Source organism: Micromonospora sp. NPDC050276 (genome assembly GCF_044459545.1).
GTDB lineage: Bacteria > Actinomycetota > Actinomycetes > Mycobacteriales > Micromonosporaceae > Micromonospora.
Genome location: NZ_JBITJA010000008.1, coordinates 361,458 through 374,335, shown reverse-complemented (window position 1 = coordinate 374,335; position 12,878 = coordinate 361,458). Strand labels below are relative to the sequence as shown.

Here is a 12,878-nt window from a genome sequence, read left to right as displayed (position 1 = left end):
CCGCACCGGTGTCACCGGAGCGGGCACCCGTCTCAGGGATGGAACGGCCGCCGATCAGGCGACAGTGGACACCGGACGTCGCCGGCGGATCAGGATCACCGCGCCGGCGAGGGCGGTGCCGAGCAGCGTGCCGCCGGCGGCGAGAGCGCCGGTGTCGCGGTTGTCGCCGCCGGAGCCGGCCGGCGCGCCGCCGATCGGGGTGACGGTGAACGTGGCGCTGCCGGCCGAGCTGCCGTCGCCGCAGGTCGCCGCCACCGTGTACGTACCCAGGGTGAACCCGGCGGTGAAGAGTTCGGCGCTGAGTCCGCCGCCGGCGGCGGCCGTGGTGGATCGGACGTTCTGGTCGCGGTTGGGGCCGGTGACCCGGAAGATGGCGTCACCCGACTTCGGGTTGCAGGTCGTCGCGGTGAGCACGACGGTTCCACCGACCGGGGTGGTGGCCGGTGACACCGTGGTGTCGGCCAGTGCGGCGCCTGGCGGCAGGAGCGTGCCGAGGCCCACGCCGAGCGCCGCCGAGCAGAGTGCTGTTGAGACCTTCATACGCGTCTTCCCTCACTTTTCGTCCGCTGACTGCGTGGGACGTCGTTCGGGTGGCCAACTCCGTGACTAGCACCGGTGTGCCCAACACTAGGTGGGTTGGGTCCTCGATCAGGTGAAAATGAGAAATCCTCGTTGCCGTCACGTGTCCACCCGAAGGCGGGAAGAGCTGCGGGCTGTCGTCGCTGGGTCGATGGCGAGGTATTGCCGGCGACGGCGCGAATACGCCGTGACTGTCAACCGCCGCCCGCGCGTCGGGCGGCGCGCGACCGGGCGCGACGGTGTGGCAGCGTGGTGCGGGTGACCGATGCCGCGCCGCTCGACGTCGACCTCGCGCTGCTCGGTGGCGGTGGCGCGGCGTCGTTGCTGCTCGCCGCGCTGGACCGGCACGACGTCCGGGATCTGCGGATCGCCGTCGTCGACCCGGTGCGCCGACGCGGTCAGGACCGCACCTGGGCGTTCTGGGGCCACCCGGACACCGAGCTGGATCCGCTGCTCAGCGCGAGCTGGCAGCACGTCGAGGTGGCGACGGCGGCGCGACGCCGCGTCCTGGACCTCACCCCCCTGCGGTACGCCATGCTCCGCTCCGGCCCGGTCTACGACCGGGCTGCCGAGGCCGAGCGCCGGCTCGACGCCACCCGGATCGTCGCGCCGGCCGACTCGGTGCGTGACGACGGCACCCGGGTGCTGGTGCGTACCGGCGACGGGCGCACCGTACGGGCCGGCTGGGTGCTCGACTCCCGCCCCCGCCCGCCGGCGCGAGCCGGGCGAACCACCTGGTTGCAGCACTTCCGCGGCTGGTGGCTGGAGGCCGACCGGCCGGTGTTCGACCCGGCGCGTGCGGTGCTGATGGACTTCCGCACCCCGCAACCGCCCCGGGGCGTCTCCTTCGGGTACGTGCTGCCGGTCAGCGACCGCTACGCCCTGGTCGAGTACACCGAGTTCTCGCCGGACCTGCTCACCGACGCCGGGTACGACGCGGCGCTCGCCGGCTACCGGGATCTGCTCGGGCTGGATCCGGCCGGGCTGCGGGTGCGCGAGGTGGAGAACGGGGTGATCCCGATGACCGACGCGCCGTTCCCGGCCCGGCCCACCCCCCGCGTGGTCCGGCTCGGTACGGCCGGTGGCGCGACCCGCCCCACCACCGGATTCACCTTTTCCGCCATGTACCGCCAGGCCGACCAGATCGCCCGCGCCCTCGCCGCGGGCCGAGCGCCGGTGCCCGCGCCGGCGTACCCGCGCCGGCACCGTTGGATGGACGCGGTCGCGCTGCGGGCGTTGGACCGGGGTGGGGTGGGCGGTCCCGCCTTCTTCGACCGGCTCTTCGACCGCAACCCGGCCGAGCGGGTGCTGCGTTTCCTCGACGGTGGCACCACCCCGGCCGAGGAGGTGGCGATCATGAATTCGACCCGGCTGCTGCCGATGATCGCCGCGACCGCCGGTGACGCCGCGCACCGCGTCCGCGACCGGCTGCGCCCCACCCGCCCCGCGCCGGCGATCCCACCCGCCGTGGTGGGCGGCGTGCGGGGCTCGGACCCCGACGGTGGAGCGTCGAGCCGCACCTGACCGGCGTCGTCGCCTGCGCCGCCTGTCGACCTGCCCCGGGAGCGGGGCGCGACGTCCGGCGGTCTGGGGGCTGACGGCGCGGCACGCCAACCCTTGACCGGGGCGCGACGTCCGGCGATCTGGGGGCTGACGGCGCGGCACGCCAACCCTTGACCGGGGTGCGACGTCACGGCGATCTGGCACGGCGACCGCCCGGCGCGCCAACCCCCCGACCGGGGAGTACGACGTCACCGACCGGTAGGTTGCCGGACATGGTGGACGCGGCGGCCGGCAGGGGCGTGCAGATCTGGACCGACGGGGCGTGCAGTGGCAACCCCGGGCCGGGTGGTTGGGGTGCGCTGTTGCGCTACGGCGATCACGAGCGTGAGTTGTGCGGCGGTGAGGCCACGCCCACCACCAACAACCGGATGGAGCTGATGGCGGCCATCCAGGCGTTGGAGAGCCTGAACCGGCCGGTCACCGTCGAGCTGCACACCGACAGCACGTACGTGCGCAACGGCATCACCAGTTGGCTGGCGTCGTGGAAGCGCAACGGTTGGCTGACCGCCGCGAAGCAGCCGGTGAAGAACGCCGACCTGTGGCAGCGGCTGGAGGCGGCCTGCGAACGGCACGAGGTCACCTGGCTGTGGGTCAAGGGGCACAACGGGCACCCGGAGAACGAGCGGGCCGACGGGCTCGCCAACAAGGGTATGACCGAGGCGCGGTCGGCGCTGACCAGCCGCTGAGTCTGGGTCAGCGGGTCGCGTCGGGGTGCCCCGGCATGCTGGAGCCACCGCCGCTGCTGCCGGACGACCCACCGGCCACACCCGAGTTGTCGGGCTCGGTCACGATGTCCGGGCGTACGTCGGTGTCCGCCGGTGCCGGGACCTCGGTGTCCGCCTCGACCTGCACCAGTGGCACCTGGCCGGCCTCGTCCTCGCTGTGCTGCGGGTCGCCTGGCAGCTCACCGTCGCGCTTTCGGTAGCCCACGCCGTGCCCCCCGTCGATGCCGGTCCGCGTCGGCGCTGGCTACCCGGCGTCGTCCCGACCGAAACCTCACGGTCAGCGGCGGCGGCCCCGGCGGGCGGGGGCGGAGGAGCGGGCCGGCTGGCGGGCCGGGGTGAGCGGCAGCGCCGTCCAGTGCGCCGGCCGGGTCAGCGTCGGCGGCAACCCGGTGCGCGTGTCCCCCCGGGCGGCGTCCACCTGGGTCTGGTGCAGGAAGAGAGTGCTCCGCAGGTCCGCGCCCCGCAGGTCGGCCCCGCGCAGGTCGGCCCCGGTGACGTCGGCCCGGCTCAGGTCCGCTCCGCGTAGGTCGGCGCCGATGAGCAGCGCCCCGCGTAGGTTGGCCCGACGCAGGTCGACGCGGCGCAGGTCCACCCCGAGCAGGTTCGCGCCCCGACGGTCGGCGCCGCCGGGGGCGCGGGCGGCGTCACTGGCTCGGGACAGCAGGGGGTTGACCCGGTCCCGGTGGGCGGCGACGTCGACCGCGCGAAGCTGCCCCGGGTCACCCTCGGTGAGCGTCACCGTCTCGGCGCGGGCGCGTTCCAGTTCGGTACGCAGGTCGGCCGGCGGGCGTAGCGCCACCGCCTCGGTGAGGTACCAGAGCAGTTCGTGCAGCGGTCGCAGCACCGCGAACGCCTCCGCCATCGCCGGTAGCGTCTCCGGCGCGTCCCGCCAGTCCCGCCCGCCGAAGGTCACCTGGGCGACCTGCTGCCCGGCGCCGAAGCAGTCGAACACCGTACAGCCGGGGAAGCCGCGTTGCCGCAGCTCGGTGTGGATGCCGCAGCGGTGGTCGGGGCGCAGGTTGGGGCAGGGCGAGCCGGCCGGCTTGTCGATGGCGAAGTCCGCCGACGCGGCGAAGGCGGGCACCACGCAACACAGCCCGAAGCAGCGTCCGCAGTCGGCGCGCAGCTGCGCCGCCCCGGACGGTGGTGCGGTGCTGGATGACACGCCGACGGTCCTCCTGGCGATCAGGGTGGACCACCATTGTTCCTGCGCCGCGCCGGTCGGGGTCACCGTGCGTGCGTGTCGCCGGCCGCCGCGGGGCGGGGTGCCGGGGTACGGGCATCGCCTGGTGGCGGCACCAGTCGGCGGATGTTCCGCTCGCCGTCGCCCGGCCCGTACTTCTGGTCGAAGTGCCGTTTCACCACTGCGGTCGGGGTGCGATCGCCCTCGACGGGCTCGGCCAGCGCGAACACCCCGGGGGCGGCCCCGGGTGCGCGGGGCGGCAGCACGGCTCGCACCGTCAGCGGCCCGGTCACCCGGAACCCGCGGCAGTCGACGTAGTGCTGCCCGTCCACCGTCACGTACGGCACGCGCACCTCGACCACGTCCGACTCGTCGTGGCGCAGCGTGACCATGACCGACCAGTACCGCTCCAGGTCGAGGGTGGCCTGCTCATGCTCCCACAGCTCCTCGAACCGGGCGTGCACGAACCCGCCCCACGGGCTGTCCATGTCCACCTCGAGCTGCGGCACGTTGAACGACAACTTGCCGATCGGGAAGAACGAGATCAGCGCCCGCCCGTCCCACTGGTAGAGCTGGATCGACGGGGACGCGTCGTAGAGCCGGACCTGGAGGCGGTGCCGCAGCCGTGCGTCGAGGGCGTCAGCGAACGCGGCCAGGTGACGCAGGTTGGTGCGGATCTGTCGTGGGACGTCGACCCGTTGCCGTTCCAACTCCTCGGAGCGCTGCTGGGCGGCGGTGCAGTCCGGGTCGAGCAGGAGCAACTGCACCTGGGCGCCGTTGGCGAGCGCCGCGCGCACCGCGCTCAGGGTCTCCTCGCGGTGCCGTTGCTCGAGCAGGATCGTCCAGGTGTCGAGGATGCGCACCCGGCGTCCGGAGCGGTGCAGCCGCGCCACGAACGCCTGCTGGTCGAAGCTCAGGTGCTCCTGCACCCGCGCCTTGCGGGCCTCCTCGAACATCGGGTCGAAGATGACGTACGAGATGGCCGCGAGGACCACGCTGGCCCCGAGGTTGAGCAGCAGGTCGCTGAGGAAGCCGGTGCTGCGCCAGGCGGCCAGCAGCATGACCACGGCGGTCGCGAGCAGTGCTCCACCGACAACGAAGGCGCGTCGTTGCCGGCCGCCCCGGCCAGCCCACTCGGGCATCCGGTCCCCTTCCGCCGTCGGGCCGGCTCCGTCGCCGCCTCGTGATCACCGAAATTCGGAGGATACGTGCCCGCTTTTCTGGGCGCTGTCCCGTTCGGGACGCGCCAGTTCGCCGCTCGCACCGTCTCCACCGCCCATAGGGTGACGGTAACGGAGTCGGGCGACTGCGGAGGGTGCGCGGGATGGGCGAGGGTGGCGGTCAGACCGATCGCCAGTCGTCGTTGGTCAACGCTGCGGCCTGGGGGCCCATCAGCAGCATGCCCCCGTCGACCGGCCAGGACGCGCCGGTGACGTAGCTGGCGGCCGGGGAGGCGAGCAGTGCGACCACGGCGGCCACCTCCCGGGCGTCGCCGGGCCGACCCAGCGGCACCCCGGGCCGTTCCTGGGTGAACGGGTCGACGTCCTCCTGACCGGTCATCGGTGTGGCGATCTCGCCCGGGGCGACGGCGTTGACGGTGATCCCGTCGGCGGCCAACTCCTGGGCCATCACCCGGGTCAGCAGGCCGAGCCCGCCCTTCGCGGCACAGTACGCGGCGGAGCCCACCCGGGGCGCGTGCTCGTGCACGCTGGTGATGTTGATGATCCGCCCGCCGGCGCCGGTGGCCCGCATCCGTCGCGCGGCCCGCTGGGCACACAGAAAGGGCGCGTCCAGGTCGGCGGCGAGCACGTCGCGCCACTGCTCCCACCCGGTCTCGACGAACGGCGTCGAGGCGCCGGTGCCGGCATTGTTGACCAACACCCCGATGCCGCCGAGCCGGTCAGCCAACTCGTCCACCACCGCCGCCGCGCCCGGCAGTCGGGTCAGGTCCACCTCGGCGACCTCGCAGCGCCGTCGGGTCGCGCGGACCTCGGTGGCCGTGCGTTCGGCGCCGTCGGGATCGCCGTACCAGGTGATGCCGATCTCGAAGCCGGCCGCGGCCAGGGCCACCGCGCAGGCCTTGCCGATGCCGGAGTCCGCTCCGGTGACGACGGCGATCCGTGGGTAGTTCTCGTAGCGCTGCGGCATGCTGCCGCACTACCCCGGCAGGGCCGGCCCAATCGCCACGGGGACCACGACTGGTGTGCTGACGGCGTACCGGACGTGCTGTGGCTGGCCGGTCTCGGCGTCCCGGTGTACGCCCCGGAGGGCGCCCGGCTGCCGGACCTTGTCCCGTTGCCGGCGGCGGCGTACCCGATCCACGACGCGCAGCTCAACGACCGCGGGCTGGCCAGCGTCGCCGGCTGGTTCGCCGAGACGATCCCTGGCTACCGCCACCTCGTTCCCGGCGACACGGCCTGACCGCTGTCGCCACCGGCCGTCGGGGTCCGGAACTCGGGCGCGGCGGCGGTGAGCACCGCGGCGGTCGTCGGGGCGGACCACCCGTCGGTCAGTTCGGTCACCAGGGTGGCGACCAGCCGGGTCACGGTCGGCTCGGCATCCGGGTGCAGCGCCTCGGCGACGATCAACACCGACGAGGTGCCGGCCCGGACGGCGGACCAGCCGCTTTGCCGGTTCGTCCACCGCCGGGCGTGCGCCCGCCCGGTGGAGTCGACGAAGGTCACCTCGCCCGCGTCGGGATGCTCGGTGTCGCCAGCGAAGCTGAGGTACGCCTCGTCGCCGTGTGCCGGCCGGACCACCAGGTCGCCGTCGACCCGGTCCAGGTCGAGCGCGGCGACCGGGATGGCGTACGCGGCCGAGATGGCATTGCAGAGGTCGACCAGCGGGTGTACGCGGGGCAGTTCGCCGTCCAGGCGCAGCCGACGCAGCAGTGCCTCGGCGGCGCACCGGTACTTGGTGGGCCGCAGCCCCATGGCCGCGTACGCCCGCCGCCACGCCTGGATCTCCGGAAACCCGCTCTCGGTCCCGTCGGCGGTCAGCCGCCGTCGGGCCTCGGTGAGATAGCCCGCCGTGCGTTCCGCCACGTCGGCGGTGGCGGTGATTCCGGAGGCCAGTACCACCCCGGCGACCAGATCGGGGTACGCGTCGCGAAGCTGTGGCGAATGGTGAAACCGCACGGTGTTCCTATCGTTCGGTGAGGGCGAGGGTCAGGCCGAGCGCGACGAACGTGCCGGCGGCGGATCGGCGCAGCCAGTCGGTGACCCGGGGTCGGGTCAGCACCCGGTCGCGCACCCGGGCCGCGAAGATGCCGTAGCCGCTGAACACCACGAAGGTGAGCAGCATGAACACCGCGCCGCAGCCGAGCATCGCCCGGGTCGAGCCCGGTGCCGTGGTGTCCACGAACTGCGGCAGGAACGCGACGAAGAACATCGTCGGCTTCGGGTTGAGCAGGTTGACCAGCACCCCGGAGACGATCACCCGGATCGCCGGGCGGGGTGGGGCGTCGGTCGTCACCGCGAAGGCGTCGCGATCCCGCGCGATGGACCAGGCCAGGTAGAGCAGGTAGCCGACGCCGAGGTAGCGGACGGTCTCGAACGCCGTGGCGCTGGTCTGCATCAGCGCGGCCAGCCCGGTCATCGCGGCCAGCAGGTGCGGCAGCGTTCCCAGCGTGCAGGCGAACGCGGCGAGCACCCCGGCCCGAGCGCCGCGCGACAGGCCGGCGGAGAGCGTGAAGATCACCCCGGTGCCGGGGGTGACCACCACGATCAGGGTGGTGATCAGGAACGGGATGGTCACGATCGTCCTCCGGTGGAGTTCGCAGGTCTGGCTCCTGCTCACTCTGCTGCCACAATGGTCCGATGGGCAGAGCCAAACCGACGGCGTCCGAGAGGTCCATATCGGCCGGGTCCGACTTCCTGCACCTGACCATCACCGACGCAGCCCCGGGCGGGCGCGCCGACTGGCTGACCGACCGGCTGCGGCAGGCCATCGCCGAGGGTCGGGTGCCGGTCGGTGACCGGCTGCCTCCCACCCGGGTGCTCGCCGCCGACCTCGGGGTCTCCCGGGGCGTGGTCACCGAGGCGTACCAGCGCCTGACCGAGGAGGGGCACGTCGCCGGTCGGGGCCGGGCCGGCACGGTGGTGGTCGCCGCGCCGGCCGCGCCCACCCCCGCCCCGGCCGGCGCGCCGGCACCGGTCGCGACCTTCCCGCCGGCACCGGGCACCGACATCTTCGACGCGGTACGCGCCGCGCACGCGGCCATCGACCTGACGCCCGGCGTACCCGACCTGGCCGCCTTTCCCCGCGCGGACTGGCTGCGCGCCGAACGGACCGTGTTGCGTCGCCTCGCCGCCGCCGACCTCGGCTACGGCGACCCCTGTGGCACGCCCGCGCTGCGCCAGGCCGTCGCCGCCTGGTTGGCCCGCAACCGCGGCATCAGCGTCGACCCCGCCGAGGTGATCATCGTGGCCGGCGTCTCCCAGGCGCTCGGGCTGCTCGCCCAGGCACTCACCGCGGCCGGCGTCGACCGGATCGCGGTCGAGGACCCGGGGTCGCTCGGCGTGCGGCAGCACCTGAACAACTGGCGGATGGACACCCCGCCGATCACGGTCGACGACGCCGGGCTGCGGGTCGACGAGTTGGCGGCCAGCGGCGCACCGGCCGTGATGCTGACCCCCGCGCACCAGTTCCCGACCGGCGTGGTGCTCGACGGCGACCGCCGCCGCCACCTCGTCGCCTGGGCGCGGGCCGGTGGCCTGATCATCGAGGACGACTACGACGCCGAGCACCGCTACGACCGTCCTCCGGTGCCGGCGCTGCGCGGCCTGCTGCCCGCGCAGGTCTGCTACGCCGGCAGCGTCTCCAAACTGCTCGCCCCCGCCCTGCGGGTCGGTTGGCTGCTCGTGCCGCCGCGACTGCGCGAGGCGGTGGTGGCCGCCAAGCGCAACGCCGACCTGGGCAACGCCGTGCTACCCCAACTGGTGCTGGCGGAGCTGATGACCTCCGGCGCCTTCGAGCGGCACCTACGGCTGCTACGCCGTCGACACATCCGACGGCGGGACGCGATGATCGCCGCGCTGGCCCGCGAGCTGCCATCGGCGACGGTGCACGGCGCCGCCGCCGGCCTGCACCTGATGATCACGCTGGACGACGCGGTGGTCGACACCGAGCTGGCGGCGGCGACGCTGGCGCGCGGGGTGAAGGTGCAACCGCTGTCCTGGCACTGCCAGCGGCCATACCGGCCGGGCCTCGTGCTCGGCTACGCCGCCCGTACGGCCACCGAGATCGAGGACGGCGTCGCCGCGATCGCCGCCGCGCTCGGCTCCGGCTAGGAGCCGCCGGTCCATTGTGCCCGGCGGCGTATCCTTCGCCCGTGGGACTGCGGTTCGAGACGCGTGGGTCCGACTCGCCGTGGGTCGACACGGTGTGGACCTGCACGAGCGAGCAGGTCACCGCGATGACGTCCGTCGCGGGGGTGCGGTGGGGCCTGGTGTTCTGGGAGCAGGCCGGCCGGTCGTACGCGAGCATCACCGGTCCCGAGACCCGGACCGGCACGGCGCCGGTGCCGGAGGGCGCGACCTTCACCGGCATCGAGTTCGCCGTGGGCACCTCGTTGCGGGCCGTGCCCACGACGGCGCTGGTCGACGGCGGCATCGAGCTTCCCGACACCACGCGCCGGACGTTCCGGCTGGACGGCGCGCGCTGGGAGACGCCCGGCCCCGACGACGCCGAGGCCTTGGTCGACAGCCTCGTCCGGGCCGGAACCGTGGTCCGTGACCCGCTCGTTGCCGAGCTGCTGCGGGGTCACCGCCCGGCCGTCTCGGAGCGCACGGTCGAACGCCGGTTCCGCGCCGCGACGGGACTGACGCGCGGCGCGGTCCGGCAGATCGAGCGGGCCCGTACGGCGGCGGAGCTGCTAGCTACCGGCGACCCGGCCGCCGACGTGGTCGCCAAGCTCGACTACTTCGACGAACCGCACCTGGCCCGGGCACTGCGCTCCTACGTCGGACGCACCGTCCGGCAACTGCGCGAGGGCACCGTCGGCGCGATCGCCCTCGACCTGGATCAGCGCTTGACGTCGTAGATCAACTTGAGGATCCCGTTCGAGTAACTCTCCGACTCCCGCAGCGTCAGCATGTGCTTGTCTCGGTCGGCCCGGCCGAACAGGCTCTTCCCGGCACCGAGCAGCACGGGGAAGACGAGCAGGTTGTACTGGTCGATCAGCCCCTCATCGGACAGCCGCCGGGCCAGCTCCGCGCTCCCGTGGATGAAGATCGCGCCGCCCTCGCCCTGCTTGAGCGCGGCGACGTCCCCGGTGGAGCGCAGAATCGTCGTCGGCCCCCACCCGTCGACGAGCGCGTCGTCGGAGAGCGTGCTCGACACCACGTACTTGGGCAGCTCCTTGTAGCTGGCGTGGTCCTCCGAACCGGGCCAGACCGGCGCGAACGCCTCGTAGCTGCGACGGCCGAACATCAGCGCCGTCGTGTCGGTGAGCTCCTCGCCCTTCAGCGACCAGGCCTCTGGGACGAACTCGAGGTCCTTGAACACCCAACCGCCGCTGCGGTGCTCCTCACCGGGCCCGCCGCCGGGCGAGTCCACGACGCCGTCGAGCGACATGAAACCGGTGTAGACCAGGTCGCGCATTGTGTGTCTCCTCATCCTCGGGCGGGCTGCTGCGTCCACGCTAGAGCCCGGTCGCGGCGCTGTCTTGGACGGAAACGACAGCGTGTCCAAACAGCTGCCGGGCCTGGCGGCCCCGGTGATCGGGGCCCCGGCCGACCGGATGGGCCGCTCAGCCCAGGAACAGCTGGACCAGGACCAGCACGGCGAGCAACGCCGGCCCCCGTGACCCCTGACGCAGCAGGTCGACCGGGATCATCCCGAACGGCGTGTTGACCGTCGCGCCGCCGTAGTCGATCGGCGGGCGGGTGCCGGCCCGGAACGCGGCGGCGACCACCCCGAGCGCCAGCGTCGGCGCCAGCCAGGCCGGGCCCGGGTCGACGGTCGGCAGGGTCAGCAACCACCACAGGCCCGCGCCGACGGCCGGCACCACCACGTGGATGCCACGCAGCAGGTTGTCGCTGCCGCCGAGCGCCCGGCGCAGACCGGGTGACCGGTTGACCGCCCGCAGACCGCCGGTCAGCCGGTCGGCGGCGAGGTACGCGAACACCACCTGCGCGGCCCCGGCCAACCCGGGCAGGGCGAGCGCGGCCGCGTACTGCACCCCGATCAGGGCCGCCCAGATCAGCACGGCGCTCGGGTGGCGGTGCAACCGGCGTACGTCGGCCTGCAACAGCGCCCACCAGCCGGGGCCGGGCCAGAACCGCCGGCTGCGAACGCGGCCGATCCGACGCCAGCGGCGGCTCTCCACCAGACCGGCGAGCAGGCTCGGATCCAGCAGGATCGTGGCCGTGGCGGCGGCGTTGGCGAACTGCGCGCCGGTGGTCAGGGTGGCCCGGTCGACCCGGGGCAGCGCGCGTACCGCGAGGATCGTGCCCACGCCCACGAGGGGCACCGCGGCGGCGAACAACGCGATGGTCGGCGTCGTCGTCGGCCGGGGCAGCCCGTCGCCGAGGCGGCCGACCAGCACCACCAGGGCGGTGATCACCGCCGCCGCCGCCATCGGCACCGCCCCGACCAGGGCCGGCCAGCGTCGATTCGACCGGCTGCTCTGGGCGACGACGCTGAGCGCCAGCGCGGCGGCACCCCACCCCGCGCCGGCCGCCGCCGCCCAGCCCAGGGCGGCCGGGTCGCTGACCCCACCGAGCGCCGCCACGGCCACCCCGAGCGCCGCGGTGCCGGCCGCCGCGCCCACCAGCAACAGGACGAAACGCGGCGCCAGCCACGCCCGCCGGTCGACCGGCGCGCTGGTCGCCCAGCTCTGCGTGGCCGGGGTGACCAACAGCGGGCCGAGCGCGCGGAGGCCACGCCAGGCGAGCCCGGCGCCGGCCAGCAGCGCGGCGACCGCCAGCCACCACCGCACCCCCGGCTCGGCCCGCCCGACCGTCGGGGAATCCAGCAGGTCGCGGCTGGCGCTGATCGCGAACCAGCCGTACATGCCCACGAACAGGACCATGACGTACGCGTCACCGAGCACGTCGCCGAGCGAATGGTCGTGGTGCCGGCTGCGGGCCCGGCGCAGGTGTGTCCGTACCTGCCGGGCGGTGGGTACCCCGGCGGGCGTGTCGGCGATCGTGGCCGGCGCGGCGGTCACTTGCCGATCTCGATGCGCTCGTCGACCACCGTGTCGATCAGCTCCGGGTCGTGCGAGGCCAGCAGCACGGCCGTGCCCGCCGCCCGTTCCCGGAGCAGTCGGTCGGCGAGCCACTGTCGCCCGCGCACGTCCAGCCGCTGCTCGGGCTCGTCCAGGATCAACACCCGGCGGGGCCGGACGAAACACGACGCCAGCGCCAGCCGGCGGCGCTGCCCGCTGGACAGCGTCACCGGCAGCTGGTCGCGGGCCGGCTCCAGACCCAGCTCGGCGAGGACCTCATCGACCGGCTCGGCGTCACCCCCGTGGGCGTACGCGACCAGCTGTAGGTGCTCGACCACGGACAGGTCGGGGAAGAAGTCGATGTCGTCCAGGGCGGCCGCCACCAGCGCCCGCACCTGAGGATCGGTCTCGTCGGCCCGGCGCCCCTGCACCAGCACCTCGCCCGCGTCCGGCCGGTCGGCGCCGACGACACAGCGCAGCAGGGTGGTCTTGCCGCTGCCGTTGGGGCCCAGCACCACCGCGATCCGGCCCGCCGGGAGCGTGAAGCTCACATCGTCGAGCACGACCAGGTTGCCGAAGTTACGGCTGAGTCCTCGAACCGAGAGCGCGTCCACGATCACAGAGTCTCCCAGAGCCCTGCCACCGACCAACCCGA

At 73.9% G+C, this 12,878-nt stretch carries 15 protein-coding genes; 5 read left to right on the top strand and 10 right to left on the bottom strand.

Annotated features, from left to right (window positions below; translation table 11 throughout):
* Nucleotides 1–54: 54 nt before the first annotated feature.
* Nucleotides 55–540 (bottom strand): hypothetical protein, encoded by a 486-nt coding sequence (locus ACIBF8_RS20500; RefSeq protein ID WP_396784821.1) that lies wholly within the window; start codon nt 538–540, stop codon nt 55–57.
* Nucleotides 541–837: 297 nt separating this feature from the next.
* On the opposite strand from ACIBF8_RS20500, the gene ACIBF8_RS20495 reads away from it, so the two are divergent.
* Nucleotides 838–2,103: a lycopene cyclase family protein gene (locus tag ACIBF8_RS20495; protein ID WP_396784819.1), complete on the top strand. Its 1,266-nt coding sequence runs from the start codon at nt 838–840 to the stop codon at nt 2,101–2,103.
* 251 nt (nt 2,104–2,354) lie between these two features.
* Complete coding sequence (gene rnhA / locus ACIBF8_RS20490; protein WP_396784817.1) at nt 2,355–2,828, top strand: ribonuclease HI; 474 nt, start codon at nt 2,355–2,357, stop codon at nt 2,826–2,828.
* A gap of 7 nt (nt 2,829–2,835) precedes the next feature.
* On the opposite strand, the gene ACIBF8_RS20485 is transcribed toward rnhA, so the two are convergent.
* The 4 genes from ACIBF8_RS20485 to ACIBF8_RS20470 form a co-directional block, all read right to left on the bottom strand.
* Nucleotides 2,836–3,072: a preprotein translocase YidC gene (locus ACIBF8_RS20485; RefSeq protein WP_238648548.1), complete on the bottom strand. Its 237-nt coding sequence runs from the start codon at nt 3,070–3,072 to the stop codon at nt 2,836–2,838.
* 72 nt (nt 3,073–3,144) lie between these two features.
* The gene (locus ACIBF8_RS20480; protein ID WP_396784816.1) at nt 3,145–4,032 is read right to left on the bottom strand and encodes a pentapeptide repeat-containing protein; all 888 of its coding nucleotides are present in this window, start codon (nt 4,030–4,032) and stop codon (nt 3,145–3,147) included.
* 62 nt (nt 4,033–4,094) lie between these two features.
* On the bottom strand, nt 4,095–5,192 hold the full coding sequence (locus ACIBF8_RS20475) for a DUF5919 domain-containing protein (protein WP_396784814.1): 1,098 nt from the start codon (nt 5,190–5,192) through the stop codon (nt 4,095–4,097).
* 199 nt (nt 5,193–5,391) lie between these two features.
* Nucleotides 5,392–6,198 carry an SDR family oxidoreductase gene (locus ACIBF8_RS20470; RefSeq protein WP_396784812.1) on the bottom strand — a complete coding sequence of 269 codons (807 nt, stop codon included), beginning with the start codon at nt 6,196–6,198 and terminating at the stop codon, nt 5,392–5,394.
* A 75-nt stretch (nt 6,199–6,273) separates the two neighbouring features.
* Here ACIBF8_RS20470 and ACIBF8_RS20465 point away from each other — a divergent pair, with 75 nt between their 5' ends.
* Nucleotides 6,274–6,471, top strand: coding sequence for a hypothetical protein (locus tag ACIBF8_RS20465; protein WP_396784810.1), 198 nt, complete (start codon nt 6,274–6,276; stop codon nt 6,469–6,471).
* Here ACIBF8_RS20465 and ACIBF8_RS20460 read toward each other — a convergent pair.
* Entirely contained in the window at nt 6,438–7,187 is a 750-nt protein-coding gene (locus ACIBF8_RS20460; RefSeq protein WP_396784809.1) for a B3/4 domain-containing protein, read from the bottom strand. The two genes, ACIBF8_RS20465 and ACIBF8_RS20460, sit on opposite strands and share 34 nt — an antisense overlap.
* A 7-nt stretch (nt 7,188–7,194) precedes the next feature.
* Nucleotides 7,195–7,806, bottom strand: coding sequence for a LysE family translocator (locus ACIBF8_RS20455; protein WP_396784808.1), 612 nt, complete (start codon nt 7,804–7,806; stop codon nt 7,195–7,197).
* 62 nt (nt 7,807–7,868) lie between these two features.
* On the opposite strand from ACIBF8_RS20455, the gene ACIBF8_RS20450 reads away from it, so the two are divergent.
* Together ACIBF8_RS20450 and ACIBF8_RS20445 are read left to right on the top strand one after the other, a co-directional pair.
* A complete protein-coding gene (locus tag ACIBF8_RS20450) occupies nt 7,869–9,341 on the top strand; it encodes a PLP-dependent aminotransferase family protein (protein WP_396784807.1) in 1,473 nt (490 codons plus the stop codon).
* A 41-nt stretch (nt 9,342–9,382) separates the two neighbouring features.
* Nucleotides 9,383–10,093, top strand: coding sequence for a helix-turn-helix domain-containing protein (locus ACIBF8_RS20445; protein ID WP_396784805.1), 711 nt, complete (start codon nt 9,383–9,385; stop codon nt 10,091–10,093).
* Here the strand turns inward: ACIBF8_RS20445 and ACIBF8_RS20440 are convergent.
* From ACIBF8_RS20440 to ACIBF8_RS20430, 3 genes are all read right to left on the bottom strand, one after another.
* Nucleotides 10,075–10,653, bottom strand: a complete 579-nt coding sequence (locus ACIBF8_RS20440; RefSeq protein ID WP_396784804.1) for a dihydrofolate reductase family protein — start codon at nt 10,651–10,653, stop codon at nt 10,075–10,077. The two genes, ACIBF8_RS20445 and ACIBF8_RS20440, sit on opposite strands and share 19 nt — an antisense overlap.
* A gap of 148 nt (nt 10,654–10,801) precedes the next feature.
* Nucleotides 10,802–12,223, bottom strand: a complete 1,422-nt coding sequence (locus ACIBF8_RS20435) for a DUF6297 family protein (RefSeq protein WP_396784803.1) — start codon at nt 12,221–12,223, stop codon at nt 10,802–10,804.
* Entirely contained in the window at nt 12,220–12,843 is a 624-nt protein-coding gene (locus tag ACIBF8_RS20430) for an ATP-binding cassette domain-containing protein (protein ID WP_396784802.1), read from the bottom strand. The genes ACIBF8_RS20435 and ACIBF8_RS20430 overlap by 4 nt, the downstream gene beginning before the upstream one ends.
* Nucleotides 12,844–12,878: the final 35 nt, after the last annotated feature.

Excerpts from the sequence above, each read along its gene's own strand:
- ACIBF8_RS20450 (WP_396784807.1), top strand. The coding sequence starts at position 7,869 with ATGGGCAGAGCCAAACCGACGGCGTCCGAGAGGTCCATATCGGCCGGG.
- ACIBF8_RS20475 (WP_396784814.1), bottom strand. The coding sequence starts at position 5,192 with ATGCCCGAGTGGGCTGGCCGGGGCGGCCGGCAACGACGCGCCTTCGTT.
- ACIBF8_RS20500 (WP_396784821.1), bottom strand. The coding sequence starts at position 540 with ATGAAGGTCTCAACAGCACTCTGCTCGGCGGCGCTCGGCGTGGGCCTC.
- ACIBF8_RS20440 (WP_396784804.1), bottom strand. The coding sequence starts at position 10,653 with ATGCGCGACCTGGTCTACACCGGTTTCATGTCGCTCGACGGCGTCGTG.
- rnhA (WP_396784817.1), top strand. The coding sequence starts at position 2,355 with ATGGTGGACGCGGCGGCCGGCAGGGGCGTGCAGATCTGGACCGACGGG.
- ACIBF8_RS20470 (WP_396784812.1), bottom strand. The coding sequence starts at position 6,198 with ATGCCGCAGCGCTACGAGAACTACCCACGGATCGCCGTCGTCACCGGA.